The organism is Halomicrobium urmianum (genome assembly GCF_020217425.1).
In the GTDB taxonomy this organism is placed as follows: domain Archaea; phylum Halobacteriota; class Halobacteria; order Halobacteriales; family Haloarculaceae; genus Halomicrobium; species Halomicrobium urmianum.
Genome location: NZ_CP084093.1, coordinates 54,373 through 75,827, shown reverse-complemented (window position 1 = coordinate 75,827; position 21,455 = coordinate 54,373). Strand labels below are relative to the sequence as shown.

The window sequence follows — 21,455 nt, the reverse complement described above, 5'->3', positions numbered from 1 at the left end:
CGCGGCGCCCGTGCTGCCACACGGGCGTCGACTCTTTTCCGCAACGACGCCCCGAGGAGCTCCGCGTCGATCGTAGTGACCCAATCATGGTTCATTGGATATAAATATTGGGCTATCTTTGGACCAAATAGAACCATTATATCAGGATCATGAATGCTATCGAAGACGCTTTTGACTGGCTTTTTGGCCAAGACAGTATGGGCCGTCTCCGGGCAGACTGGATGACTGGGAGTGACGATCGTATTCTGGAGTTCCTCGAAGACACGGGGGCCGGCCACAGTCTGCGCGGGATTGAGAACAACTTCGCGGAGAGGGGCCAGTCCATCTCCTACACTACTCTCAAGAGAAGAATCCCCAAGTTGGAGGAAGCTGGCTTGATCTATGAGATCGAAGGAGAGGGATCTTACTATGCGATTACTGAGAAAGGAGAGGACTATCTCCGCGAGGAGGAGGATCTCCGCGACGAACCCGAGCCTCACGTCTGACTGTCTTCGGATCACGCGGAACCCCTCCCGTCGAGATCGCTGTCGTAGGGGCCAGCGGGCGTGTGGAGCTCGACGTCGTCGCGCTCGTAGAGCCGACCAGTCTTCTGATCTCGGAGTTCGTCGAACGAGGCATCCACTTCAGGAATCCGAGCGCAGGCGGCACACCAGAAGTGGTGGTTCGTCGGCTCCCAGTCGTGGTGGCCGTTCGGACAGGTCCACTGCCACCGATCGTAGTCGTCTTCGAGGTTGATGCGCTCCTTCTGGGACATAGACAGGAGCGACCGAGGATAGCCTATGTAAAAGTGGAAATCCTTGTACGCGTAGTGAAAGTGAAAGTGGTAACCAGACTGGCTTTATCTGTAGATATAAGGTAGAAGAGAAACAGATGGGTGGCATGATCAGATCGATCTGGTACAAGCTTCGGGCGATACTACTTGCCCCGTTATGGTTGATCCGCCATTACGCACTCGCGATTCTCGCATTCCTACTGGTGTTCGGTGCAGTTCTGTACTACCTTGGAGGTCTGTAGGGACTGACCGAGAAGGACGTGGTGCGGAAACTAACTTTATAGAATCTGGTCCCCTTCAGGCAATATGGTCGACGTTGAAGGGACTCTCGCGTATGCTGCTGTCTATCTGATTGGATTTATCATAGCACCATATCTGCATGAGGGCAGTCATTGGGCTGTCGGTAAACTCGGGGATACAGGCCCGGAAGTCGACTGGCGGATCGCAAGAGGGCTTGTGCCGCAGGCTGTTCGCCATAAAAGAATAGAGACGATTGACGGCGCGATAATACGGCTTTCTGGTCTGTCTATATTCCTTTGGCTACCCCCATGGATTCTTTCGCTGGGAATCTTAGCTGTAGAGATCAACCCGCTGACGGTTCTGATTGTATTACTACCGTTTCTCGTAGTTTTTGGAATGGCGACAGAGAGTGATGTACTTGCAGTTCGCAGTCCTGAAAAGTATCGAGAACGCTCAATAGACGACGAACTTCCCGCGGATCCCGTGTTTAGTGTTAAAGTAGTGTTTGGCGTTCTACTGGTCAGTATGGTGTACGTGATGCTTCTGCACTAACTGAGTCACCTATCCGTAGTACTGTCCGTCTATCATCCTTCTCGGCCGAGTTTCGTTCCTCAATCTCCGTCTGAACCGCCTATCGGCGCTCACGAGTTAGCTTTGAATGGGGCTTTATGACCGATTTGCCGCCCATATCTGGTAGACCGGCTATCAGAAATGCAACTTGAACCGATGCCAGAAAGCGACGAGTATCGATGCTGGTTGTCGCAGAACGAGCAGGAGGAACTGATCGATCACCTGTCGGAGAAGCCTCAGCGCCATCCCCCCCCCCCCCCCTCCCTCCCCCCCCCCCCCCCCCCCCCCCCCCCCCCCCCCCCCCCCCCCCCCCCCCCCCCCCCGCTCCGGTCGGACGAACTCCAGTGGGTACGAACGGACAGCATCCGCCGGCTCGACACGGAGCCCGAGGCGTACAAGCTGCGCGTCCGCGGCGGCAAGACCGGGTACCGCGAGGCGCCGGTCTCGACGAAGATGAAGGAGCAGATGGTGATGCTCAAAAACGCTCGCGGGATCCGGAAGGACGACGAACTGATCCAAGCGACGGGTCGGACCGTTCGCCGCTGGGTCAGTCGGGCCGGCGAGGAGCTGGCAGAGAAGCTCGAGGACGACGACTGGTGCCACGTTTCTCCGCACGATCTCCGGCGCACCTGGGCGACGACGACGTACTACGCACTCGACTCGCACTACGCCGTCGATTGCATCATGCGCTGGGGAGGCTGGTCTGATCGAGACACGTTCGTGAACAACTATCTGGGCCGTGAGACGGACGAACTCGCGGTCGAGATGATGGACGAAGCCAACCTCAGATAGACATGTCCGAGAAAGCACCAAATCTGACGGAGGACAACGACGACGTGCAAGATCCCGAGTGGGAGGTCGGAATCAGAGCGTACGGCCCCGACGACGAGCCCGGCGAAGCTCGCTGGGAACACTACCACCCGCGGGCCTCCGACGAGGAGACAGCCGAAGAGAAGGCCGTCGAGATGGCCAAGCGCGGCATCGACTCTATCATCGGCATCAGCGACTCCTACGAGGTCTATCAAGTCGCTGGCCCGTTCGACGTGGAGGACTCAGCATGAGCTTCAGCGAGCAAGAACTTCGGCGGAAAGAGCGGCTGACGGTCGTACAGGATGGCGAAGAGACCGAGGTCTTCAACTGGGTCAACGTCAACCAGCCGGCGATCGTTCGGGGCCACAACCCGGTCGTGGACACGTACGACGCCCAGATCGGGGCTGGCGATAGCTCGATGCACCCCGACGCGGTGACGCACTGGGTCGCCGAGGAGCTGCGCGACGAGTTCAATATCGATCCGGAGGACCACGACATCGAGGTCATCGACCCGACTGACGAGGAGGTCGGTGTCCTATGACGGGTGCCGACTCAGCACCAAACCGGGACGGTGGTGACCGATGAACGCGAACCAATACGACTGGAACGTCCAGGTCCACCTCGGCGGTGTCACGTTCGAGGGGCCGGGTATGGAAACCAGGGCGGAAGCCGAGGCAATCAAAGGAATCGTCGAAGAGAGTAGCGAGGTTGACGAGGTCGAGGTGTTCCGTCAATGAGCGGCACTGGCTCCACGATCCCCGCCTGTCCGGAGTGCAAACTCGTGCTACAGGAGACGGACGACGGGCTCGCTTGCCCGGAATGTGGCCGTTCATTCCAGCCGGAAATGGACCGTCCCGACTCCGGGCCTTCCCGGACACAGGAGAACGAACAATGAGCTTAGGCAACGACCCGCGGAAAGTCTCGCGAGAAGAACCGGAGCCGAAAGAATGCCGCTACTGCGACGGACGCACCTACGACCCGAAGCGCGTCTGTCCCGACTGTCGCTACGAGGGAGCTGGCCTATGAACCTGATAGAGTACCTCAAAGAGAACAACGACCTCCGCGGCGTCTATCACGTCGACTGCGGCGAGTGCGGCGCTGACGCCCATATCGTCGGGGCGAACCGCTTCAAGGAGAGCCACGACGACGCGACGTTCTGCCCGTACTGCGGCGCGGAGGCGGACGACGAGACGGTCCTACTGATCGACGAGCACGAACAGGCGGAGAAGTTCGACCCGAACTACGAGCCATGAACACTACTCCGAACGCCTACGAACAGGCGAAGGAACGCGCGCGCGACGACCTCGATCGCCAGGAGCTGGCGAACATGGTCTACGACCTCCCGTGCGTTATCGAGCTCCTCGTCGACGGCGAGGACGAGGACTGGCGACCGACGACTATCACGGTCGGGTTCGAGGACGACGCAGGTCGCGGGACCGAGGACGTCGCAACGATCATGCGGCGGGCCGGGTGGGCGTTCTCCGGCGCGACGTTCTCCCCCTACAACCGACTCCGCTTCGAGGAGCGCGAGGGTGGGACCGGTCCCACGCATGAATCGGTTGGTGGTACCGATGAGTGAGCCAAAGCAGACGAAGAATGTCGGCACGATCGCGGAGCCGCCGAGCCCCTCGTCGGTCGACGACCTTGAGCTCGTGCGCGAGCGAGAGAAGGCACCGATCAATGAGTTTCTGGAACAGCGCCATCCGCTCGGCGGTGTCCCCGGCTGGAAAGCGTGCTTCTCCGCTCGGTATCGCGGTAGCATCGTCGCCGTGGTGGTCGTCGGTCGCCCGGTCGCTCGCATGGCGGACGACGGGACGGAGTTGAGCATCACGCGCTACTGTCGCCGCGACGACCGCCCGGCGAACACGGGCTCGTGGCTCATCGCCCGCGCCCGCGATTGGGCTCGCCTGGAGGGCTTCGATACGTTTAGCGCCAATTCAGGCGTCGCCGGGAACTACGGAACAGTCTACGAGGCAGCGGGTTTCGAGTGTACCCAAGTGAGGCAGGCGGACGGTTCCGGCTGGCTCTCCCACGGCGAGGACCGCGACACGTGGGAGGACTACGAGAGGCGGAAATGGGTGTATCAGCTCAGGCCCGACAACACTCCCGTTCCGGACGGTGATAGCGATGAGTAACCCGCCGCGCTGCGGAAACTGCGGTCGCTTCGGCGGCGTTCGCTACGAGTGGCGCGGCCCGTCCTACTGCGAGGTGTTCCACTGCGACAACTGCGGCCCGAAGGGGTACGAGTACGACCCGTGGGCCGAGGCAATCGCCGAGATGGACGACGACGAGATTCACGAGATGCTGGAGGGATCGGCATGACGACCGTACTGGAAAAGGACCTCTACGAGTTTTCGCTCCACGAGCGGACTGTCGAGTGCGAGGAGTGCGGCGCGGAGGTCGAGCAGGACCCGGAGAGCGACGAGATGGAGGAACCGCACTGGCGGCGGGAGGAAAGATACGAACCGTTCAACGACGTGTTTCACGCGCTCTGTGATAGCTGCTACGCGGAGGAAGTGAGCGCGATAATCGAGGGGTCCGAGAACGGCGGAGGGTCGGACGGGGGTGAGCAGTAGTGCCGCCGGACCGGATCGGCGAGCGTGCGCAGTGCGAGTGTGGCTCTCGGACGTGGGTACTCATGGAGAGTGCCAGCGGCGGACTCACCGCCCGGTGCGTCCACTGCGAGCGGATGGGTATCGGCACGTCAGACGACTGGACAGCGGAGGATTTCGTGGAGGTTCCAGAGTATGAACGATAGCACTCCGAAAGCAGACGATCGCGTAGATTCGCTCCACCGGCTACAAGAGAGCGCAGTGTCCCTGAGCATCGCCGGGGTTGTCGCTTCAGCACTTGAGAGGCCGTGGGAAAACAAGGCGGAATATCCGTCTCTGTACCCGGCGTACTCACATAAAGTATCGGAGGGCTGCGAACGATGACCGGAACTATGCCCAAATCAGACGGTGTTAGCCCACCCAACATGGCTGCCGCCACTCGGATAATGACGCTAGCCCTGGTCTTTCACCTCTGGATGGGTGAGATGGGCTACTTCGAGCGGGGTGGTAAGTTGGCTGGGGTAATGATGATCGCCGCGTTGCTGGTAATGATGGCGCCGGCTATTGAGGTAACCGTAAAGCGACTCTGGAGGGTGTTCGAATGACCGGAACAAACAGCGAAGCGGACTGGCTTCAGCGCATCAGGATTGCTTTCCGACTAACACCGGTTGCGTTGATGGTTGCGACGATGTACGTGGTCGCCGTTGCGCCGGTCAGCATCTTCCGAGACGAGGCCGATCGTCCGCTCGACTACCTGGCCGGTGTAGTCGGCATGATGTTCTGGGCGGTGGCTGCGGCGATGCTGCTGGGTGAGATATGACCATCGTGGGCCGCACGCGAATCACCCGGACTGATGCAACGCTGGCGGCCTCGAGGCTAATCACAGCGGAGTTCTCGTGAGACTGTTCTGGATAGTTGCACTTGCTACCAGCTACGGGTGCAGTCCTCGGAGTGGAGATCGTCACCAGCGTCAAAATCGGCCCTGTTCTGGATCCGTCGACGACGATCGTCGTTGACAGCGAGCTCGAAGGAGAACAGTCGGGATCAGCGGGTTCTCTTCGCCGATCAACTCGACCCGGGGTCGCGCGCGCCCGCGCGGGCAACGCTCACGCGCAAATATAATGGAAAACTGAGTATGGTGTGTGCGTTGCGGGCGCGCTATGCGCTCGCCACTTCGTCTGGAATCTCGACATCGGGATCCTTCGCCAGGACCTTCTTGACCTTCTTCGCCTTTCTGGCGCTCAACTCGTATTCGAATTCGATGAGATCCGGGTCGATGTAGGGCTGCTTGTTTCCTGGGTTGATTGAGATGAAGTCCTGTATTCCAGTGTCCTTGATGTCCGAGACGACGTCTTTCAGACTGTGCGATGAGTCTTCGACATCCCCGTCGTCATCGCTGCTGTCGATCCGGTCGATCTTATGCTGCTTGTCGAGTTCCCTAAACGACTTCCAGAGGTCTGTTCCTTCCAGATCTGGGAACTTGTCCTTCATGTCGGCAGCGGGCCAGGAGCCCGTTTCGTTCCGCTTGTCAATCGACTCTCGACTATATCCGCGAACAGCACCTCGTGATGGGATATAGAACGCGTACTTCGCCCTCCGCTCTTGAAGCATCGTAGGAACAATTTCCCAGTCTTGAAAACCGAGAAAATAGACGTTATTCTTCATCCTGACGTCCAACAGGTCCTTTTCCAGATTCTTCTGATCTGGGTCCATTGCATCCTTCTTATACATCACCCGAGCAGCGTCCATACTGCAAATCGCCGATTCTTCAGGGCGGTTTGACAGCGCCTGCTTGAATTCGTCCCGGCCACCCCAGACGATCGTGTCGAGTACGGATTCTGGCGTAGGCTCGACACCACGTACCTGCTGATATATCCAGATTGATTGGAGGATAAATGTCGACTTACCCATCCCCTCGTCACCGATAATCGGAATGACTGCATCGAAGTCTTCCGTGATTTTGTCTCGATACAACCGTTCGTAGTACCGTCGAGTAGGTTCTAAGGGCTTCATGGTTACATCCTTATGCCGGAGTTACTGACGCGACTATGCTGGAACAGGATAGCGAGGAGCAGGACGTGGCCGACGGCGACGTATCCAACAGCGATGGTCAACAGGAACCACGTCATTCGAACATGTCCTTGACTGATTCGTCGATGGGATCGAGCGCTTCTTCCTGCTTCTCGCTCCGGCCGGCAGCGAGGTAGCCAAGCTCGAGCCCAGCCGTGTTGAGGTCCTGGACGAACTGCTCGAGCCAGTCGGGACACTTGCGATGGAGCTGGACGCGCCGAAGCTCCTCAAGATAACCCCGCTCGACGTCGTCGGCACTACCCTCCCATCGACTGAGAATCTCGTCGTACTCCTTGACCGACTCGCGATCGCGTTCCATATGCTGCTTGAGCAGTATTGCCGGGGCAAGCATCTGGGATCCGGCCCGTGATGCGAGTTCGGCACTGACACGGGCGTCCTCAACGTGCGCTCGCTGAAGTGTGGCCCAGGCGTCGGTCGCGTCTTGTATCGACTCAGCAATCCGCCGACTGACGGATTGGTAGTCACTATATCCCTGCCAGCGCGTGCTCACTCCGCGTTCCTGATCGTCGCTCATGCTACTCATGAGGATGGACTTCGAGGAAGGCCGGGCCGTCGTCAGGGTTCACGAACTCGACGGAGACCTTCGTTCCCTTCTCGTTGGGAAACGGTTCGGGGTCAAGATTTGAGGATATCGTCAACCGCGTGTTGTCCTCGTCGCCGGTAAGTTTGAACGATCCAACAATCTCCGCTCTGGTCCAGTTTGCTGGCGGCGGTGTGATGTCGCCATATGTCTAATCGTCTAGGAAGCGATTAAAAAACCACCAGCAAAGCATAGCTAATCGGTTAATCGGCAATAGAACACCTATCAATTCCCCGAACTAATTATATGTTAAGACCTCGCTGTGGTGAGTAGGTGGTGACGAAAAATACCCCACATGTTTAACAAACTAAGCAAGCTGACCCCGGACGACGACCGCGCACAGGGTAACCTCACAAGCCTCATCATCGGTGTTCTGATCAGCGCAATCGTCGTCATTCAGGTGTTCATCCCGACCGTCAACGATGCGGTTGCGTCCTCGAACGCAAGCGGGACGACGCAGACGATCCTCGAGCTGCTGCCGCTCTTCGGCGCGCTGCTCGTGATGATCGCGCTGGCCGCACCGCTCATGCGCCGCATCTAACGGGGTCACATCATCATGGCAACGAATGTAGCTCGTGTCGCGATCGTTGCGGTGATAGCCGTCGTTTTAGTGAGTCCATTCATCAGCGTCGTCGACTCGAACGTTGGCGAGCAGAGTGTCGCCAACGAGTCAGTGACGGCTGACGTCGGCAACTACGTCGAACTCGACGGCTACCAGCTGGTCGACGGCTCGGTAACCGTCGAAGCAGAAGATGGGACCTCGTACTCCGAGGGATCGGACTACGAAGTGGACTACGAATCGGGCGAGTTGCAGGCCCTCAGCGGCGGTAACATCTCCGACGGAGAGAACGGTCTACACCAGTTACGACTACGAGAGCACCAGCGGAACGACGACGACGATCGCGGGACTGCTCCCGCTGTTCCTCGCACTGCTCATCCTGGTCGTGCTGGCGAGAGCCGTGATGGACCGGATGTAGTCCCCCATCCCCAGAATTCCATGCTTTTAGTACCCGCAGTTACGATAACGCTGGTCGGCTTCGTCGTCTGGGGAGCCGGCTATATCTTCAACCTGAATGGTCTCGCGTCGATCGGTGCCGTGCTGGTCGTGGCAGTCGGCGCGATGGTGATGACTGAAGGCCTCGAGCAGCGCGACGGCAAGGTCGAGGAGCAAGTCGACTCGAACACGACGGAGATCTCGTACCAGACGTCCGAGATCGACTTCATCGGCAGCTTCAGCCTCGGATTCGTCTGGATGCTGCTCGGTGGCGTTTTAGTTATGCGAGGTGTCGATCCAGATGCCTAACAGACAGCCAAACCTCAACGAGACGGCAGACGACGGTCGCCCGCGCGACGGTCTGGACGTGTACGGCAAAGCAATCGACTCGTCGGAGGTCGACGAGTTCCTCGACGATAACAACCTCGGCCTGGGCTACTACGAGGACGGCGAGCGCTGGCAGCAGGTCGAGTCCTACCGCTACGGAATGTTCGGAGCGTCGGCGTTCGGCGACCGCATCATCGACCGTGCGGTGGAGGAAACCAAGCGCAAGCTCGCCCTGGAAGGCGAGGCGTTCTACGACGAGCGAGCAGAGACGCCGCGTGCGATCGAGGGCTGGGAAGATCTCGACGAAGACGACCGCGAGGAGAAGGATCGACGCCGGTTCATCGAGCGCAAGGGCGAGGAGATCTGGAAGGCCCTATCCGACGAACAGCGCCGAGAGGCGCTGGAGACGGCGACGGGCGTCGATCAGCGCTGGACGCCTCCCCACTGGCGAATGGTCGCGGTGCGGCACGAGACGTCGCGATCGCGCGGCGCTCGCCTGCTGGACAACCTGTTCGGGCGCGAGTCGGTAAAGCGGATCATGGACGAAACGGAGGACAAGGGCCGCTCGCTCCTCCGGAGGGATAAGTGATGGCGACCGAAGCAACAGACGGCTCTGACGTCGGTCCTGATCTCCCCGAAGACGTGACGCCAGCCGTCGACGAGGATCCAGACGAGGATCCTGACGTTGTTACACTCGACCCGCCGCGACTCAAGTCTCGGCTGGGGACGTTCGGAAAGGTCTGGAAACAGTACAAGCATCAGAGGAAGCTCCAGAAACTGGCTGGGAAGGGCTACGTACGCTGGTATCTCGTCGAGGACTCGTTCCCGTCGCCGAAGTTCGTCAAGCCCGAGAAGAAGGGCGGCGGCGTCAGGGAACTCGAGCACAACGGCCAGCGCTACCTGTTCCCCAGGGAGGCGTTCCTGCCAGATCGATCGACCGGGATGTGGACCGTCGTCCACAAGTCCGGGGAGCTGGATCCGATCCCACTCCACGACCCGACCGAGTACGCCCTCTCCGCAGACCAGGCCGAAGAGTGGCTCAACATGCGCGTCACGAGCAAGGCTCCGTCCCTGTTCGACCGGATCGACATGGACAAGTCCGACGTGATGACCTACCTCATCGCCGGGATCATCGCGCTGGCAGTCCTCCAGGGGATGTTCGGCGGTGGTCTGCCATGAGCACCAGACGTTCCGAGTACTCCGTAATCCAGAAGCGTGGGCAGTACGGCAAGGAGGAGATCGTCTCGGCGGACAGCCTCGAGGAACTCCGCGAGAAGATCGAGGCCATGGGAGGTGAATCATGGGACTGAGAGAGAAGCTCCGTAACGCTGCCGGTCACGGGCGCGACGCCGCGAGTCGTGCCGGCAACCAGGCACGACGGCAGCTGTCCGATCTCGAACTCAGGCAGATGGCCGCGGAGCTAGACAGTGGCTCGGGAGGTCGGTCTGATCCTCCCGAGGACGAGGCCGAGCGGATGTTCGCCCGTGCGGAAGAGAACGCCTCAACGGCCGCACCGGTCGACGCGACACTGGTCCCTGGACGACCCGAACAGGTCGAGCACCTGGCCGCCGGGAACGGCGGTGACGGTGAAATGGAGTCGTTCGTTCACAGCGACGGGCCGGGATTCGAAGCGACCAGCGATGACAACGACCTGGACATGGAATCGTTCGTCGTCAGCGGGGGCGACGACGATCGCGAGGACAGCGACGACCCGATGACGTTCGACTCACCGTTCTGGGGAGGTGACGAGTGATGGTTGCTGGAGACGAGGACGGTGACGGGATGGTTGACAATCCCGGATTCTTGTCGGGTCATGAAGACGAATCGTCTGAGAGCGGATCTGGCTCGACCAGCAGCGGCCCTGACGATGGCAATGGGTCGACCACCGATAGCAGCCCGGCTCCGTCGCCCTCGCAATCACGTGGAGCACCAATGCCGACTGATCCCATCGACCGATCGACGCAGGACTCGTCTCGGAACGACAGCGTCGGAAACGAGGATAGCGGGGGATCCAACGGCGGTAGCAGCTCGGAACCATCACCCTCACAGTCTCGCGGAGCACCGACGCCGTCCGATCCAGTCGACCGGTCGACACAGGACTCGTCTCGAAACGACCGGAACGGGGACGAGGACAGTGATGAGTCCAGCGGCAGTAGCAGCTCGGAACCATCACCCTCACAGTCTCGCGGAGCACCGACGCCGTCCGATCCGGTCGACCGGTCGACCCAGGAAACGGAGTCCGAAATGGACGATCCGGTGTCTCGCGGACAGCCGTCCCCGTCGGAGTCCAGAGGCGTTCCGGATCAGACGGCCGACCAGTCGTCGCCATCCGCGCCGGAGATCGACCGGGCACGAGAGGCCGAAGATCGACTCCCGGACAGTGATCAGGGGCTGGAAACGTCGGAACCAGACCGATCAGACGTCGGAACCGAGAGTCCGACCGACTATCAAGCCGACGCGGCGGTCACGTACGAAGACACCGACCTCTCAGATAGTCAGGTCCGAAACATCTTCAACCGCGCCCGGGATCAAGCGGATCCGGGCGACGACATCGCACTCGCTGAGACGCCATCCGGCGATATCGCTGCCTACGTCGGTCCAGAGGCAGAGCAAGCCGCAGCGGCCGCACGCGAACAGCGCGCAGCCGAATCGATTACTTCCCAGCTGTCGGAGCGTGGGCTGGAGCGGGGCGACGACTTCGTGCTGGAGGAGACTGACTCCGGGATTCAGGCCGACATAACGCCCCAGTACTACGAAGAACAGGCAATCGAGCAGTCGGACACGCTCCAGTCTCCGGAGGACGTTCGGGTAGTCCAGGAGGGCGACCAACTCAGCGTCGAGGTCACCGAAACCGGGCAGGCCCGCGCAGAGCAAGAGCGCCTCGAGGAACGGGATCAGGCGCGTATCGCGGCGATTCAGGGGCTCCAGAGCCAGACCGACGAGAACCTGACGACTGATGACTTCGACGTCCAGATCGTCGACGGGAACGTCCAGGCTGGGCTCACAGAATCGGGCCAGGAGCGGGTGTTCGGCGAGAATGATCAGCAGTCACCGACGCCCCAGAATCCACAACGCAGCCAGCAGCGCGACCCGGAGCAGCAGATCATCGCGCAGCTGGAAGACGAGACTGGGATGGACGTCACGCGCGAGGACGTGGAGTTCGAACGCGAGGGTGGCCAAGTGACGGGCCGGCTCACGCCAGAAGCTCAACTCGATGCCCAGCAGACCGGTCCCGAGCGCCAGTTCTTCGGGGTCATCGAAGAGGCGACCGGCGTCGAAGGGCAGACAGAGCAGTCGATCGCTCAGACCATCGAGGATGCGTTCTGGATCCCCGGCGAGCCCGTCCGAGAGACGCGACAGGAAGCAGCGAACACGGTCCGCAGTGGGGTCGACTGGGTGACTGACGGGTTCGATACCGTCATCGAGAACGCTGACCAGCAGGCGGAAGACATCACGTCAGACGTGCCGTCTGGAGATCTCGGACGTGCATCCGCGGCTGTCGGCGTGACTGGCGTCGGAACGGGCGTGGGAACCGGAACCGGCGTCGGAACGGGCTTCGGGACTGGGACAGGCCTCGGCACTGGTGTCGGCGGTGCTGGCGGGACCAGCGTCGGTCTGGGCGGCGCGGCGGCTGGTGCCGTCGCCATCCCGGCACTCGCCGCCTACGGAGAGTTCTCCGACGACGGAGAGCTTCAGCCGGGGGACGCCGTCGAAGACCGGACCGAGGTCCAGGTGCCCGACCAGCAGGAGCAGACTGGCGAACTTCAGGTGCCCGAGAACCAGCAGTCAACTGAGCAGGAACTCCCGATCCGAGATCCGACGGTCACCTCTGAGATTGGGATTCCCGATCAGCAGGACCAAACTGATCCGCAGACGATCCAGACAGAACAGATCGTCATCGGCGAAGTCGGTGAACAGACTGGAGACGATGTCGTCGAGATCACGGAAGAGGACCTCGTCGACGATCGCATCTCGGAGCAGCCTGGAAATCGTGCCCCCGGGCAGCGGATCAATCAAGAGCGCGGTTCCGGAATCTCGGACCTCTACAGGCAAGGACAGCAGCGCGAAGTGACTGAGCAAGATGAACCAAGCTTCCAAGAACGAAACCTCCCGTCGCTCGTGGTCCCGGGAGAGAGCGCAGCTGAGCAGTCGTCGCAAGAAGCACAGCAGAGGTCAGATGAAGCGAGCGAACGACAAGTCCAAGAGGCAGATGAGTTAGCGGCTCAGCAGCCCGATATCGGCCAAGGAATCGGTGTCGGACCAGAGACCGGCGTTGGAGAGGGATCGACGGGTAGAGCAGATCCTCTGTCGCGACCCGGCGTCGGATCGCTGCCGCTGTTCAGAGAAGATGCCCGGACCCGCGGTTTAGAAGCTCTCGATACGGCTGCGGTTGCACAGCCTGCTCTGGCACAGCAACTCAGTAATCCGTTCGAGTCTCCTCCTGAGACAGGCCAAGGGTTCCAACAGCCCGATGAGTTCCCGAATCCGAACCAGTTCAGCAACTCCCGGAACCGACGCCGCAGGCCCCGTGATTTCGAATTCAGCGGCGCGGACGGGCCGGACCGGGGTGACGATCCGTGGTCTGCCAGTGGTGGAAGTTCGGGCAACTCGCTCACAACGGGCTGGTTCCAAGAGACGGTCGTCTCGACGGCACTCGGCCCAGATCCCGAGGCGGCCCGCGCCCCCGATCCGGAGACGCTCGAGGGCCAGCCACTCGGTCTCCGGCTGACGGGCGAACTGCCGACGGAGGCACAGGTGACCGGCGACGCGGAGACGCGCGAGGCGATCGCCGACGCCGAGGACCTGTTCACCTTCGGCGGCGACTCGAGCGAAGGAGGGTTCTGGGATGGACGTTTTTGAAGTCCCGTTTGCGCTCCTGACGTTCCTCGGGCTGGTCGCGATCGCGCCGGTCTGGTTCTGGTACATCAACAACTTCCAGACCGTCGATAGCCTGAGCCCGGAGTCAACGTTTCTGGTGAACATTACGTTCCCGCTGCTGGCGTTGCTCTACCTGGCATCGTGGCTCGAGGGTGGTCCGGCATGATGAACGACCGCGCGGCAATCCAACTGACGGATGCCATCCTGGCGTTATTCACGCTCGTCGCAATCCTCGCGATGGCACCGTTCTTCAGCAAGTTCACGTCGATGGCAGCGTCGGAAGCGGATCCGTTCAGCAGCCTGCTCCTCCAGATGACGATCCCGATCCTGCTGATCGGACTGATCCTGTCGATCGGCGCAAGTGCTCGACGAGGAGGGTAACCATGGACGACAGAGCCAGGATCACGGTGCCCGACGTCGCAATGTTCCTCGGCGCGATAGCGATGGTCGGAGCGCTGTATCCAGTTTTCGCGGCCGGCCTCGAGGATAATCTGGGCCAGATGGATCAGGGGACGATCTACCTGTTCCGTCTGATGCTGCCGCTGATGGTCCTGGTCATCTTCGGGCTCATCTTCAGGAAAGCCGCCGCGGGGGGTCGACGATGACGGACGACAGCGCGCCGAGGGCCAGGCTCGGCGTGTACGTCGTGATCGCACTCCTGCTGACGGCCGGCGTCGTCGCTGCGGCGGCCGACTACTGGACTCCGACGCGGAACGTCCCGCTCGGTCACGACGACGGGACGGACGTGATCGTCCAGTGCGAGTGCGAGGTCGACATGAGCAACTTCACGCGCGGGTCGACGATCGTGGTGAACTCCACGGCCGGGAACGCGACCGTCGACGGTGCCGCGGGGACGCGCGCCCGACTCGACAACATCGAGGGGTCGTGGACGACGGTCTCGGAAGTCGACGCCAGCACGGGAGACATCTCGATCAACCCGTCGGACAAGCAGCGCGTGACGGTCGGAGGTGGCCTCGACTCGATCGAGTGGCAACCCGAGAGCGCGACCGAACTGGACGACGGGACTGTCGACTTCCGGTACTCGGCGACCTCGTCGGCGAACGTCTCGATCGGCGGCCTCCCGGGCGACACTGACGTCGCGGCAATCGACGACCAGTCGGACGAGATTCTGGCGACCTCGACGACAAACGCGGACGGACGGGCAACGTTCCAGGGTCTGTCCAGCGGTGACCACGACATCCGGATCCGGAAGACGCCGGAGACGCTGTATATCAGGGACGAGCAGACCAACGAACTGCTTGATAACGTCTCTGCCGAGATTCGGTTCTACGTCGACGATAAGGAGTCGACGGAGGTCGTTGAACGGCAGTCCTCTGATGGGACGGTCAACTTCACCGGCCTGCCGAGCGACGCGCAGTTCGTCGCGCTAGTCGACGCGGATGGATACCTCCCACGACGAGTCTACGTCGAGTCGCTCTACCAGCAGCAGGACATGTTCCTGCTGAACGAGTCGGCCGAATACAACTCGAAGGTCTTCGAGTACAGCGATTACACTGGCCGATTCGGAGCAGACAATACGGCACTCCTCGTCCAGCGAGCGATCAACGGATCGTGGAGGACTGTCCAGGGCGACGTGATCGGATCGACGGGTGAGTACCGCGTCCAACTGGCGAATAACGTCAGGCATCGGCTCGTTGTCCTCAACACGGAGACTGGCGAGCGAATGGTCCTCGGTCCATACACTCCCATTGCGGACGGCGCACAGCAGATTCGGGTCCACGCCGACGGCGAGATCGAGATTCGCGACGTCGGGCCGATCGTCAACAACAAGCCGATGCTCGGGGTCGTCCCGGCGGGCCAGACGGACGTCACGGTCGACGTCCGCGAGCTCGACGAGTCGGTGTCGTCGTTCAACGTGACGGCGATTCGCGAGAACGAGACGAACTCGACGGTACTCGCGAACGACTCGGCGACAGGGGCCGGGAGCCTGACGCTCTCACTTGACCTCAGCAACATGAGCGACAGTACACTCGTGGTCAAGACCCAGTTCGAGATGGACTCCGGCAGAAGCGGGACCAGATACCGGAATTACTCGATCAACCGGCAGTTCGAGAATCCGAACTCGCTACTGAGCGTCGCAGGTGACGTGCCGTCGTTGCTGCCTGCTGGCGACGTGGCGGCGTTCCAGACGATGGTGTCGGTCCTGCTGTCGATCCTGATGGCGGGCGCTGTGGCGACCAACTATCGTCTCTCGTCGGAGTCGATCGGGCTGGTGGTCGTGCTGGTGCTCGCGGCGTTCAGCGTGATCGGCTGGGTACAGTACGGGCTGGTCTTCGCCTCGAGCGTGGCGTGGATCAGCTTCACCGCGCTCAGGAGGGGGATCTAACGATGCGGTTCTCGCACGTGATCCTCACGTACTTCGTGATCGGCGCAATCATGTGGGGTGGCGGTGCGATCATGTGGGACTCGGCTGGTGTCGGGGGCTTCATCATCGACGACCCGACGACCGGCGGCGTAGACGCCAACGAGTCGACCGCGGACGATCTCGAAAATATGGGTGGACCGATCCAGCAGTCGCTTCAGCAGCTGGGTGGTCCACTTCTGGCAGTTTGGAACTTCATCGTCAAATTGATCGGCTACGTGTTCTGGCCGATTACAGTCCTCCAGAGCGCGAACGCACCGCCGCGCGTGACAGTCCTGCTCGGCGGGTCGTTCTCGATGGCGTTCATCGGAGCGACTGTCCGACTGATCCGGGGGAGTGCATGATGAAGAAACGAACCAAGCAGGCGGTGGCGGCCGCGTACGTGGTCGGAGTACTGATGCTGACTGTTGTGGCCCTCACGATGGGTGGAACGGCAGCAGCCGCCAACGACGCGCCATACTACGACAACGAGAGCACTGAGGTCGGAAACGAGACGTGGATGTCGGGCGTCACCGACGGATCGCTCTCGAGCATCCTCGACATGGCGACGAGGGTCGGTCCGTTCATCATCGGGAGCGGGTTCTCAGCCCAGGGCGGCGTCGGCAGTGCCGGCGTACTCCTGACCGGCCTGCTCGTCGGTGGCGTGATGGCGGCGTCCGGGTTCCGTGCAGGTGTCGGGACGGTCGCAGGTGCGGTGATCGCCGTCGTCGCGACGTTCGCGATGTTGACGGTCGGGATCGGCCCGACGTGGGCGTACCCGGTGACGCTATTCGTCGTCGGCGTCGTCGCCGCGACGGTCCTGTTGAGAGCCATCCGCTGACTACCCGCTCCCGATGACCCGGCAAATCGGCGAGGTTGCGGGTCACCCAACGAGACAACTATGACCGACGAAGATCCCAACGAACTGCGACAGCGAGTTCGCGAACAGGAGGAGCGAATCGAGCAGCTGGAGAGCATGGTCAAGCGGATGATGCCGAACCGGCGAGACGTACTGAAGGCCGGCGGAGCGGCGGCAGGCGCTGGTCTGCTCGGCTTCGGGGCTGGAACGGCATCCGGATCGGATACGTCCTCACGTCGTGCCGGAGCGCCGGGCGACGAGGTCGACGTCTACCTCGACGAACTGAAGGATCCCAGCGGGGATGTCGTCGCCGACGTCGACGATACGGGCGCAGTCGAATTCCTGCGACCGGTCAGTGTAGAAGAGATGGCCAACGGATGGTTCTATGCTGGCGCGTACGATGGGTCTGATCCTGACAGTAGATTAGATAACGCGCTATCTGACGCTCCGAGCGAAGGGAGTCTTATCTTTCTTGAGCCGATGGAATATTCTTCTAATCGATCATTCGGTGGTATTACGCTGGTCGGTACAGGGATCAGATATCAAGATTCAACATACGTAACTGGGGATTGGACAGTCTCTGGGCCTGAGACGGCTGTTGAACGGGTCTGGCTGGGCGGCTCAATCACAGTCGATCAGCCTGATTGTTTACTCACTAAGATCCGTGGCAACGGTTCGATAACATTTAGCTCTGGAACCTCGGGTGGTGTGGCGGATACGATAGTGGGGGTGCCAGTGACAGACAACGGATCAAACACCATTGGCACTACCTCATAGTGAGAAATACTGGCCGGCTGTTTCAGTCGAGATAGTCGCGAATCTTTAGCGGGATCACGACGACTCCAGGAAGGAGCGAGGCGAAGATCCAGACGGGAGGATCAGATATCGGTGCGTTCTGGATCTGTCCGATAGAGCCAATCGTCACCTCCTGTAGCGTGGCGTTGTTGCTCGCTCGCCAGCCGGACAGGAATCCAACGACGAGCAGCAGCAAGTGAATGTAGGCGTCGAGGAGATACTCAGAAAGCGAATCCCAGTTCTCCATCATGGCTCGGCGTAGAGAACGCTCTCGGCTGCACAGAACTCGGTAGCGTAGCCGTGTGAGTTGAGCAGCCCCTCGCACATCGTCCGTGTCGACTCTCCGACCCGCTCGTCGGAGACGTCGACGACGATCTCGCAGTCGAGATCGACAGTCCCGGCGAGGACTTCTGGCTCTGCACCCTCGGCTTCGACCTTGACCAGATCCGGGTTGTATCCCCACTCGTCGACCATCGTCGTGACGGTTCGACCGTCGATCGACGTGGTGTCTCGAGCAGTGGTTCCTCGATCGAGACCGAGAGCAGAGGACTCGGGCCATCCGTGGCGAGGTCCATCTCGACAGGTTCGTCCGAGTGCCACGCGAGACGGCCGTCTACGTCCACTCTCTCGCCGACGTTGCGTCGGAGGCAGGTGGCGTTCCGTGGATCCGGTTCCACAGCGAGGATCCGCTCGTGATCGTCCTCGAGGCTGGTGGCAAGCTCGCCGATGAAAGCGCCAACGTCGACGACGTGGTCTCGGTCGCTATCGTGGAACTCGGTCGGAGTGGCACCGAAGTACTTCTCTCGAGTCCGGGTCAGTGGATCCGCGCCGATGTGTGAGAGTCGGAGTGCATCGTGCGCACGCGGCACGATCCAGTCCCGACCGTCGCGGTCGTGCTGGAGTCGCCAGGTGCCGTCTGCAAGTCGTCCAAGGCGATGTGGTGTGCGGAGGTTGAAGATCCTCGCGAACGCCGGCTCGGGGACGGCCTCGACGGCCGCCATTGGGTAGTTCCCCTGAAGAGCGAGCTGTCTGGCTTTCGAGACGCTCATGCCAGTAGGGGCGACGTATCTACCTATCAACCCCCATTCAAAGCCCAACTGGCTGTTGATCGGCGGTAGTATTGCGGTTGCAGTGCGGTAGCCGGACCGAGCGCCAGCGAAGGTCCGGGTGTATTTGAAATTCGTGCCCTTAGGTACACGCCCTAAAGGGGGTATGCCCAGCCGACGACAAAGCGCGACCAACAGCCCACCGTAGGCGTCGAGAGAACTGGTAATATTTCAGCAATAAAACGGCTGGAACGCGGTTGCCTTTATAAAATAAACAGGGGGCTGGATAGTGATGCCTCTATCCTGTCGGGCGTCAGCCGCTCTTATTCACGTTCCCGTCAGGCGTGCCAGTAAACGAAACTGAATCGTAGGGGTCGCCCCCGCCCTTCCTGAGGATGCTGCCGTCGACGACGATCTGCCAGCCCTTCCGGGGATTGCCGTCGCGGTCGACCCAGTCAATCAGGCCGTTCCTGATCTTCTCGGTGGGGATACCAGAGCCCTCGGCGGCCTCGAGCCCGGAGCGGAGAATCTTCATAAGCTCTCGCTCGCCGACACGCCGACCGAGCTTGAGGCGAATACGGTCTCGCTGGCTGTTGACAAGTTTGATCCCGTGGCGCTGCATCCACTTCTCAAGGGCAGAGGTGCCTTCGCCACGAAGCAGCGAATCCCGATCGACGACCTCACGAATCGCGTCTCCGGCCCATTCGGTCGTTTCGCGGACCTGCTCGAGGATATCCGTCGCGTGCTGGCGCGTAGCGTCGTCGATGAACTTGACGATCCCGTTGTCTGACTCCAGGAGCGCGGAGAACTTATCGAGGAGACGGTAGACAGCCGACGTGCTGGCGTCGGCGTTCTCGGCGAGTTCCTCGTAGTGCTGGTTCCCGCCATCGGTGAGGACCTTCGCGATCTCGAGGTCGGTATCGGTGACGTCAGCGCGAACGAACTCGCTTTCGACGTGATGCTCGGTTGCATCGCGGAGGTCAGGCAGCGGATTTGAGACGAGTTCGACCGCGTCGCCAGCGTTGCCGTCGAAGTAGGGATCTTCGTCGGTCCAGACGTCCGCGTCGGGCGTGACGGGAACGTCAGCCCAGTAGAGGATGTTGTGGACGGCCTCGTCGAGCTCAGAGACGACCTCGTCGCGCTCGTGCCAGTCGAGAGACTCGCCGGGGTGGTACTCACTGGAATAGGACATCTCGATCTTCGGATCGGCGAGCGGATCATCGTCGCGGTCCGTACTCTCTGAACGAACGTGGAATGGGTGATAGCACTTGAAATGCTTACCGTAGGACTGATCCTCAAGCAATAGGTCCCAAGTATCGGGATCGATCGCGACGCTCTGGTAGTGGCCCTCAATCTCCTCGTGGTCCCACTTGTACTCGCCACGGCCGCGCTGATCCTTTGCGAAGTCGGCAATCTCGTCGATGATGCCGCCGGACCCGGTCAGGTGATCCTGCGCGACAGCCCGATCGAGACGCCCGTAGCGTTCGAACTGGTAGATGCTGGAGTACGGGTGCGGATTTTCGTGGAAGTAATCCGGGTTCAGGCCGATGTGATCAGCGAGTGCCTGAAGCAACTCGAGCGACTCGTCGACTGAGAGGTTTGTCGTGATGGACTGGACGCGAATTGACTCCGGGCAGTCGTCAGGCATCGACTGGATCGGGTTCCCGGAGTGGACGTTCATCGCGTCGGGAAAGCCGGGCCGGAACTGGAAAACAGCGTCACGGTCTCCCCAGTCGTCGACAGCCTCGAGCTTGTACTGATATTCGTAGAGTCCGTCTTCGAACTCATCGGGATTCTCGGGATGGGCGAGCTGACCGTTCCAGTGCTTGGCACCGACGATCTCCCAAGTTTCGCCGCAGGCCTCGAACGGGCCGAGAGTCTCGTCGTGATCGGGCTCGAAGACACTGACGACGCCCCAGTACGGAGAGAGGCCGTGATCCTCCCAGAGAAGGTTCTGGCCCAGACCGTGAGTCTCGAGGCCGATCGGGTTCTCCTCCTCTACGATCATTTGTCGACCCCCCGTTGATCGGCCTCGCGATCAGCGAGATAATCGCGCCGACGCTTGATCTTGTCGCGGACGTCGCCATCGACGCCAAGGCGGCGAGCGACTGCGAGCCACGCGGCGGCGACCTCGGGCTCGCTGATGCCACGGATCCGTGGTGTCGGATCCATGTCCGTCTGCGGTGCAAGCCACCGAGCCGGGTCTTCTCCAATATCGGCCTTCAGCCGCGGGAACGGTGCGATCAACTTCCGCGACCTGTCCTCCGTCAGCGATGAGCCGTTGGTCGTCAGCGTCGTCAGGTGTGGGGATTCGCCCGACGCGGTCCCCCCACAGCGTTTGCAAGTGATCCCACTCGCAGTCCCGAATCGCGTCGGACGGTTCGGTAGCTGGAACGAGCGAACGTGGCCACTCACTCTGGCGATCGGAAAGCGCAGCAGGAACGATGCCGTTCTCGCCTTCGTATCCTTCGTGAGAGTAGCGGATGACGTAGGGCTCGGTGGGGTGAGCGTACCGGATCTGAAGCATCCGGCCGCCGTACTCGGTCGCCGCGCTGACGGCGTAGACGCGGGGTTTCTGG

At 61.1% G+C, this 21,455-nt stretch carries 35 protein-coding genes; 28 read left to right on the top strand and 7 right to left on the bottom strand.

Going from position 1 to position 21,455, the window contains the following annotated elements; all coding sequences use genetic code 11:
- Positions 1 to 149: 149 nt before the first annotated feature.
- Positions 150 to 485: a winged helix-turn-helix domain-containing protein gene (locus tag LCY71_RS21325; protein ID WP_225334270.1), complete on the top strand. Its 336-nt coding sequence runs from the start codon at positions 150 to 152 to the stop codon at positions 483 to 485.
- A gap of 11 nt (positions 486 to 496) precedes the next feature.
- On the opposite strand, the gene LCY71_RS21320 is transcribed toward LCY71_RS21325, so the two are convergent.
- Positions 497 to 754, bottom strand: a complete 258-nt coding sequence (locus LCY71_RS21320) for a hypothetical protein (RefSeq protein WP_225334269.1) — start codon at positions 752 to 754, stop codon at positions 497 to 499.
- 324 nt (positions 755 to 1,078) lie between these two features.
- Here LCY71_RS21320 and LCY71_RS21315 point away from each other — a divergent pair, with 324 nt between their 5' ends.
- From LCY71_RS21315 to LCY71_RS21260, 12 genes are all read left to right on the top strand, one after another.
- Entirely contained in the window at positions 1,079 to 1,564 is a 486-nt protein-coding gene (locus tag LCY71_RS21315) for a hypothetical protein (RefSeq protein WP_225334268.1), read from the top strand.
- 471 nt (positions 1,565 to 2,035) lie between these two features.
- Complete coding sequence (locus tag LCY71_RS21310) at positions 2,036 to 2,374, top strand: site-specific integrase (protein ID WP_225336647.1); 339 nt, start codon at positions 2,036 to 2,038, stop codon at positions 2,372 to 2,374.
- 2 nt (positions 2,375 to 2,376) lie between these two features.
- The gene (locus LCY71_RS21305) at positions 2,377 to 2,643 is read left to right on the top strand and encodes a hypothetical protein (protein ID WP_225334266.1); all 267 of its coding nucleotides are present in this window, start codon (positions 2,377 to 2,379) and stop codon (positions 2,641 to 2,643) included.
- Positions 2,640 to 2,933: a hypothetical protein gene (locus LCY71_RS21300; protein ID WP_225334265.1), complete on the top strand. Its 294-nt coding sequence runs from the start codon at positions 2,640 to 2,642 to the stop codon at positions 2,931 to 2,933. Before LCY71_RS21305 ends, LCY71_RS21300 begins: the two co-directional genes overlap by 4 nt.
- Positions 2,934 to 2,973: 40 nt before the next feature.
- Positions 2,974 to 3,129: a hypothetical protein gene (locus LCY71_RS21295; protein ID WP_225334264.1), complete on the top strand. Its 156-nt coding sequence runs from the start codon at positions 2,974 to 2,976 to the stop codon at positions 3,127 to 3,129.
- A gap of 285 nt (positions 3,130 to 3,414) precedes the next feature.
- Complete coding sequence (locus LCY71_RS21290; protein ID WP_225336644.1) at positions 3,415 to 3,645, top strand: phage terminase large subunit family protein; 231 nt, start codon at positions 3,415 to 3,417, stop codon at positions 3,643 to 3,645.
- The gene (locus LCY71_RS21285) at positions 3,642 to 3,971 is read left to right on the top strand and encodes a hypothetical protein (RefSeq protein WP_225336643.1); all 330 of its coding nucleotides are present in this window, start codon (positions 3,642 to 3,644) and stop codon (positions 3,969 to 3,971) included. The genes LCY71_RS21290 and LCY71_RS21285 overlap by 4 nt, the downstream gene beginning before the upstream one ends.
- Positions 3,964 to 4,527, top strand: coding sequence for an XF1762 family protein (locus LCY71_RS21280; protein ID WP_225336642.1), 564 nt, complete (start codon positions 3,964 to 3,966; stop codon positions 4,525 to 4,527). Before LCY71_RS21285 ends, LCY71_RS21280 begins: the two co-directional genes overlap by 8 nt.
- Positions 4,520 to 4,714, top strand: a complete 195-nt coding sequence (locus tag LCY71_RS21275) for a hypothetical protein (RefSeq protein ID WP_225334262.1) — start codon at positions 4,520 to 4,522, stop codon at positions 4,712 to 4,714. Before LCY71_RS21280 ends, LCY71_RS21275 begins: the two co-directional genes overlap by 8 nt.
- Positions 4,711 to 4,968 carry a hypothetical protein gene (locus tag LCY71_RS21270; protein WP_225334261.1) on the top strand — a complete coding sequence of 86 codons (258 nt, stop codon included), beginning with the start codon at positions 4,711 to 4,713 and terminating at the stop codon, positions 4,966 to 4,968. Before LCY71_RS21275 ends, LCY71_RS21270 begins: the two co-directional genes overlap by 4 nt.
- A 401-nt stretch (positions 4,969 to 5,369) precedes the next feature.
- Positions 5,370 to 5,549 carry a hypothetical protein gene (locus tag LCY71_RS21265; protein ID WP_225336641.1) on the top strand — a complete coding sequence of 60 codons (180 nt, stop codon included), beginning with the start codon at positions 5,370 to 5,372 and terminating at the stop codon, positions 5,547 to 5,549.
- Positions 5,546 to 5,764, top strand: a complete 219-nt coding sequence (locus LCY71_RS21260) for a hypothetical protein (RefSeq protein ID WP_225334260.1) — start codon at positions 5,546 to 5,548, stop codon at positions 5,762 to 5,764. Before LCY71_RS21265 ends, LCY71_RS21260 begins: the two co-directional genes overlap by 4 nt.
- A gap of 338 nt (positions 5,765 to 6,102) precedes the next feature.
- On the opposite strand, the gene LCY71_RS21255 is transcribed toward LCY71_RS21260, so the two are convergent.
- Both LCY71_RS21255 and LCY71_RS21250 read right to left on the bottom strand, forming a co-directional pair.
- Complete coding sequence (locus LCY71_RS21255; protein WP_225334259.1) at positions 6,103 to 6,957, bottom strand: hypothetical protein; 855 nt, start codon at positions 6,955 to 6,957, stop codon at positions 6,103 to 6,105.
- Positions 6,958 to 7,069: 112 nt separating this feature from the next.
- Positions 7,070 to 7,333, bottom strand: coding sequence for a hypothetical protein (locus tag LCY71_RS21250; protein WP_225334258.1), 264 nt, complete (start codon positions 7,331 to 7,333; stop codon positions 7,070 to 7,072).
- Positions 7,334 to 7,910: 577 nt separating this feature from the next.
- Here LCY71_RS21250 and LCY71_RS21245 point away from each other — a divergent pair.
- The 14 genes from LCY71_RS21245 to LCY71_RS21185 all read left to right on the top strand — a co-directional run bounded on the left by LCY71_RS21245 (position 7,911) and on the right by LCY71_RS21185 (position 17,812).
- Positions 7,911 to 8,156 (top strand): hypothetical protein, encoded by a 246-nt coding sequence (locus LCY71_RS21245; protein WP_225334256.1) that lies wholly within the window; start codon positions 7,911 to 7,913, stop codon positions 8,154 to 8,156.
- Positions 8,157 to 8,171: 15 nt separating this feature from the next.
- Complete coding sequence (locus LCY71_RS21240; protein ID WP_225336646.1) at positions 8,172 to 8,918, top strand: hypothetical protein; 747 nt, start codon at positions 8,172 to 8,174, stop codon at positions 8,916 to 8,918.
- Positions 8,911 to 9,525 carry a hypothetical protein gene (locus LCY71_RS21235; RefSeq protein ID WP_225334254.1) on the top strand — a complete coding sequence of 205 codons (615 nt, stop codon included), beginning with the start codon at positions 8,911 to 8,913 and terminating at the stop codon, positions 9,523 to 9,525. Before LCY71_RS21240 ends, LCY71_RS21235 begins: the two co-directional genes overlap by 8 nt.
- Positions 9,525 to 10,115: a hypothetical protein gene (locus tag LCY71_RS21230; RefSeq protein WP_225334253.1), complete on the top strand. Its 591-nt coding sequence runs from the start codon at positions 9,525 to 9,527 to the stop codon at positions 10,113 to 10,115. The genes LCY71_RS21235 and LCY71_RS21230 overlap by 1 nt, the downstream gene beginning before the upstream one ends.
- Positions 10,112 to 10,246 carry a hypothetical protein gene (locus LCY71_RS21565; RefSeq protein ID WP_263654210.1) on the top strand — a complete coding sequence of 45 codons (135 nt, stop codon included), beginning with the start codon at positions 10,112 to 10,114 and terminating at the stop codon, positions 10,244 to 10,246. The genes LCY71_RS21230 and LCY71_RS21565 overlap by 4 nt, the downstream gene beginning before the upstream one ends.
- A complete protein-coding gene (locus LCY71_RS21225) occupies positions 10,237 to 10,689 on the top strand; it encodes a hypothetical protein (RefSeq protein ID WP_225334252.1) in 453 nt (150 codons plus the stop codon). Before LCY71_RS21565 ends, LCY71_RS21225 begins: the two co-directional genes overlap by 10 nt.
- 491 nt (positions 10,690 to 11,180) lie before the next feature.
- Entirely contained in the window at positions 11,181 to 13,796 is a 2,616-nt protein-coding gene (locus LCY71_RS21220; protein WP_225334251.1) for a hypothetical protein, read from the top strand.
- On the top strand, positions 13,783 to 13,980 hold the full coding sequence (locus LCY71_RS21215; RefSeq protein ID WP_225334250.1) for a hypothetical protein: 198 nt from the start codon (positions 13,783 to 13,785) through the stop codon (positions 13,978 to 13,980). Before LCY71_RS21220 ends, LCY71_RS21215 begins: the two co-directional genes overlap by 14 nt.
- Positions 13,977 to 14,195 carry a hypothetical protein gene (locus tag LCY71_RS21210; RefSeq protein ID WP_225334249.1) on the top strand — a complete coding sequence of 73 codons (219 nt, stop codon included), beginning with the start codon at positions 13,977 to 13,979 and terminating at the stop codon, positions 14,193 to 14,195. Before LCY71_RS21215 ends, LCY71_RS21210 begins: the two co-directional genes overlap by 4 nt.
- Positions 14,196 to 14,197: 2 nt before the next feature.
- Positions 14,198 to 14,419 carry a hypothetical protein gene (locus tag LCY71_RS21205; RefSeq protein ID WP_225334248.1) on the top strand — a complete coding sequence of 74 codons (222 nt, stop codon included), beginning with the start codon at positions 14,198 to 14,200 and terminating at the stop codon, positions 14,417 to 14,419.
- Positions 14,416 to 16,161, top strand: a complete 1,746-nt coding sequence (locus LCY71_RS21200) for a hypothetical protein (protein WP_225334247.1) — start codon at positions 14,416 to 14,418, stop codon at positions 16,159 to 16,161. The genes LCY71_RS21205 and LCY71_RS21200 overlap by 4 nt, the downstream gene beginning before the upstream one ends.
- Before the next feature lie 2 nt (positions 16,162 to 16,163).
- The gene (locus LCY71_RS21195; RefSeq protein ID WP_225334246.1) at positions 16,164 to 16,541 is read left to right on the top strand and encodes a hypothetical protein; all 378 of its coding nucleotides are present in this window, start codon (positions 16,164 to 16,166) and stop codon (positions 16,539 to 16,541) included.
- Positions 16,538 to 17,017 carry a hypothetical protein gene (locus LCY71_RS21190; protein ID WP_225334245.1) on the top strand — a complete coding sequence of 160 codons (480 nt, stop codon included), beginning with the start codon at positions 16,538 to 16,540 and terminating at the stop codon, positions 17,015 to 17,017. The genes LCY71_RS21195 and LCY71_RS21190 overlap by 4 nt, the downstream gene beginning before the upstream one ends.
- 60 nt (positions 17,018 to 17,077) lie before the next feature.
- Positions 17,078 to 17,812, top strand: coding sequence for a twin-arginine translocation signal domain-containing protein (locus tag LCY71_RS21185; RefSeq protein ID WP_225334244.1), 735 nt, complete (start codon positions 17,078 to 17,080; stop codon positions 17,810 to 17,812).
- A 22-nt stretch (positions 17,813 to 17,834) separates the two neighbouring features.
- Here the strand turns inward: LCY71_RS21185 and LCY71_RS21180 are convergent, their stop codons facing one another.
- A complete protein-coding gene (locus LCY71_RS21180) occupies positions 17,835 to 18,080 on the bottom strand; it encodes a hypothetical protein (RefSeq protein WP_225334243.1) in 246 nt (81 codons plus the stop codon).
- Positions 18,077 to 18,304 (bottom strand): hypothetical protein, encoded by a 228-nt coding sequence (locus LCY71_RS21175; RefSeq protein ID WP_225334242.1) that lies wholly within the window; start codon positions 18,302 to 18,304, stop codon positions 18,077 to 18,079. The genes LCY71_RS21180 and LCY71_RS21175 overlap by 4 nt, the downstream gene beginning before the upstream one ends.
- A 119-nt stretch (positions 18,305 to 18,423) precedes the next feature.
- Between LCY71_RS21175 and LCY71_RS21170 the strand changes: the two genes are divergently transcribed.
- Positions 18,424 to 18,669, top strand: coding sequence for a hypothetical protein (locus LCY71_RS21170; RefSeq protein WP_225334241.1), 246 nt, complete (start codon positions 18,424 to 18,426; stop codon positions 18,667 to 18,669).
- A 520-nt stretch (positions 18,670 to 19,189) separates the two neighbouring features.
- On the opposite strand, the gene LCY71_RS21165 is transcribed toward LCY71_RS21170, so the two are convergent.
- Both LCY71_RS21165 and LCY71_RS21160 read right to left on the bottom strand, forming a co-directional pair.
- Positions 19,190 to 20,884 (bottom strand): DUF7845 domain-containing protein, encoded by a 1,695-nt coding sequence (locus tag LCY71_RS21165; protein WP_225334240.1) that lies wholly within the window; start codon positions 20,882 to 20,884, stop codon positions 19,190 to 19,192.
- On the bottom strand, positions 20,881 to 21,048 hold the full coding sequence (locus tag LCY71_RS21160) for a hypothetical protein (protein WP_225336645.1): 168 nt from the start codon (positions 21,046 to 21,048) through the stop codon (positions 20,881 to 20,883). Before LCY71_RS21160 ends, LCY71_RS21165 begins: the two co-directional genes overlap by 4 nt.
- Positions 21,049 to 21,455: the final 407 nt, after the last annotated feature.

Bases quoted from the DNA above. Each gene is read 5' to 3' on its own strand.
- LCY71_RS21260 (WP_225334260.1), top strand. From the start codon at position 5,546: ATGACCGGAACAAACAGCGAAGCGGACTGGCTTCAGCGCATCAGGATT.
- LCY71_RS21300 (WP_225334265.1), top strand. From the start codon at position 2,640: ATGAGCTTCAGCGAGCAAGAACTTCGGCGGAAAGAGCGGCTGACGGTC.
- LCY71_RS21245 (WP_225334256.1), top strand. From the start codon at position 7,911: ATGTTTAACAAACTAAGCAAGCTGACCCCGGACGACGACCGCGCACAG.
- LCY71_RS21225 (WP_225334252.1), top strand. From the start codon at position 10,237: ATGGGACTGAGAGAGAAGCTCCGTAACGCTGCCGGTCACGGGCGCGAC.
- LCY71_RS21305 (WP_225334266.1), top strand. From the start codon at position 2,377: ATGTCCGAGAAAGCACCAAATCTGACGGAGGACAACGACGACGTGCAA.
- LCY71_RS21255 (WP_225334259.1), bottom strand. From the start codon at position 6,957: ATGAAGCCCTTAGAACCTACTCGACGGTACTACGAACGGTTGTATCGA.
- LCY71_RS21325 (WP_225334270.1), top strand. From the start codon at position 150: ATGAATGCTATCGAAGACGCTTTTGACTGGCTTTTTGGCCAAGACAGT.
- LCY71_RS21310 (WP_225336647.1), top strand. From the start codon at position 2,036: ATGAAGGAGCAGATGGTGATGCTCAAAAACGCTCGCGGGATCCGGAAG.
- LCY71_RS21160 (WP_225336645.1), bottom strand. From the start codon at position 21,048: ATGGATCCGACACCACGGATCCGTGGCATCAGCGAGCCCGAGGTCGCC.
- LCY71_RS21285 (WP_225336643.1), top strand. From the start codon at position 3,642: ATGAACACTACTCCGAACGCCTACGAACAGGCGAAGGAACGCGCGCGC.
- LCY71_RS21290 (WP_225336644.1), top strand. From the start codon at position 3,415: ATGAACCTGATAGAGTACCTCAAAGAGAACAACGACCTCCGCGGCGTC.
- LCY71_RS21185 (WP_225334244.1), top strand. From the start codon at position 17,078: ATGACCGACGAAGATCCCAACGAACTGCGACAGCGAGTTCGCGAACAG.
- LCY71_RS21220 (WP_225334251.1), top strand. From the start codon at position 11,181: ATGGACGATCCGGTGTCTCGCGGACAGCCGTCCCCGTCGGAGTCCAGA.
- LCY71_RS21250 (WP_225334258.1), bottom strand. From the start codon at position 7,333: ATGGAACGCGATCGCGAGTCGGTCAAGGAGTACGACGAGATTCTCAGT.
- LCY71_RS21270 (WP_225334261.1), top strand. From the start codon at position 4,711: ATGACGACCGTACTGGAAAAGGACCTCTACGAGTTTTCGCTCCACGAG.
- LCY71_RS21320 (WP_225334269.1), bottom strand. From the start codon at position 754: ATGTCCCAGAAGGAGCGCATCAACCTCGAAGACGACTACGATCGGTGG.
- LCY71_RS21295 (WP_225334264.1), top strand. From the start codon at position 2,974: ATGAACGCGAACCAATACGACTGGAACGTCCAGGTCCACCTCGGCGGT.
- LCY71_RS21200 (WP_225334247.1), top strand. From the start codon at position 14,416: ATGACGGACGACAGCGCGCCGAGGGCCAGGCTCGGCGTGTACGTCGTG.
- LCY71_RS21315 (WP_225334268.1), top strand. From the start codon at position 1,079: ATGGTCGACGTTGAAGGGACTCTCGCGTATGCTGCTGTCTATCTGATT.
- LCY71_RS21165 (WP_225334240.1), bottom strand. From the start codon at position 20,884: ATGATCGTAGAGGAGGAGAACCCGATCGGCCTCGAGACTCACGGTCTG.
- LCY71_RS21235 (WP_225334254.1), top strand. From the start codon at position 8,911: ATGCCTAACAGACAGCCAAACCTCAACGAGACGGCAGACGACGGTCGC.
- LCY71_RS21210 (WP_225334249.1), top strand. From the start codon at position 13,977: ATGATGAACGACCGCGCGGCAATCCAACTGACGGATGCCATCCTGGCG.
- LCY71_RS21215 (WP_225334250.1), top strand. From the start codon at position 13,783: ATGGACGTTTTTGAAGTCCCGTTTGCGCTCCTGACGTTCCTCGGGCTG.
- LCY71_RS21190 (WP_225334245.1), top strand. From the start codon at position 16,538: ATGATGAAGAAACGAACCAAGCAGGCGGTGGCGGCCGCGTACGTGGTC.
- LCY71_RS21175 (WP_225334242.1), bottom strand. From the start codon at position 18,304: ATGGTCGACGAGTGGGGATACAACCCGGATCTGGTCAAGGTCGAAGCC.
- LCY71_RS21205 (WP_225334248.1), top strand. From the start codon at position 14,198: ATGGACGACAGAGCCAGGATCACGGTGCCCGACGTCGCAATGTTCCTC.
- LCY71_RS21230 (WP_225334253.1), top strand. From the start codon at position 9,525: ATGGCGACCGAAGCAACAGACGGCTCTGACGTCGGTCCTGATCTCCCC.
- LCY71_RS21280 (WP_225336642.1), top strand. From the start codon at position 3,964: ATGAGTGAGCCAAAGCAGACGAAGAATGTCGGCACGATCGCGGAGCCG.
- LCY71_RS21180 (WP_225334243.1), bottom strand. From the start codon at position 18,080: ATGATGGAGAACTGGGATTCGCTTTCTGAGTATCTCCTCGACGCCTAC.
- LCY71_RS21195 (WP_225334246.1), top strand. From the start codon at position 16,164: ATGCGGTTCTCGCACGTGATCCTCACGTACTTCGTGATCGGCGCAATC.
- LCY71_RS21265 (WP_225336641.1), top strand. From the start codon at position 5,370: ATGGCTGCCGCCACTCGGATAATGACGCTAGCCCTGGTCTTTCACCTC.
- LCY71_RS21565 (WP_263654210.1), top strand. From the start codon at position 10,112: ATGAGCACCAGACGTTCCGAGTACTCCGTAATCCAGAAGCGTGGGCAG.
- LCY71_RS21240 (WP_225336646.1), top strand. From the start codon at position 8,172: ATGGCAACGAATGTAGCTCGTGTCGCGATCGTTGCGGTGATAGCCGTC.
- LCY71_RS21275 (WP_225334262.1), top strand. From the start codon at position 4,520: ATGAGTAACCCGCCGCGCTGCGGAAACTGCGGTCGCTTCGGCGGCGTT.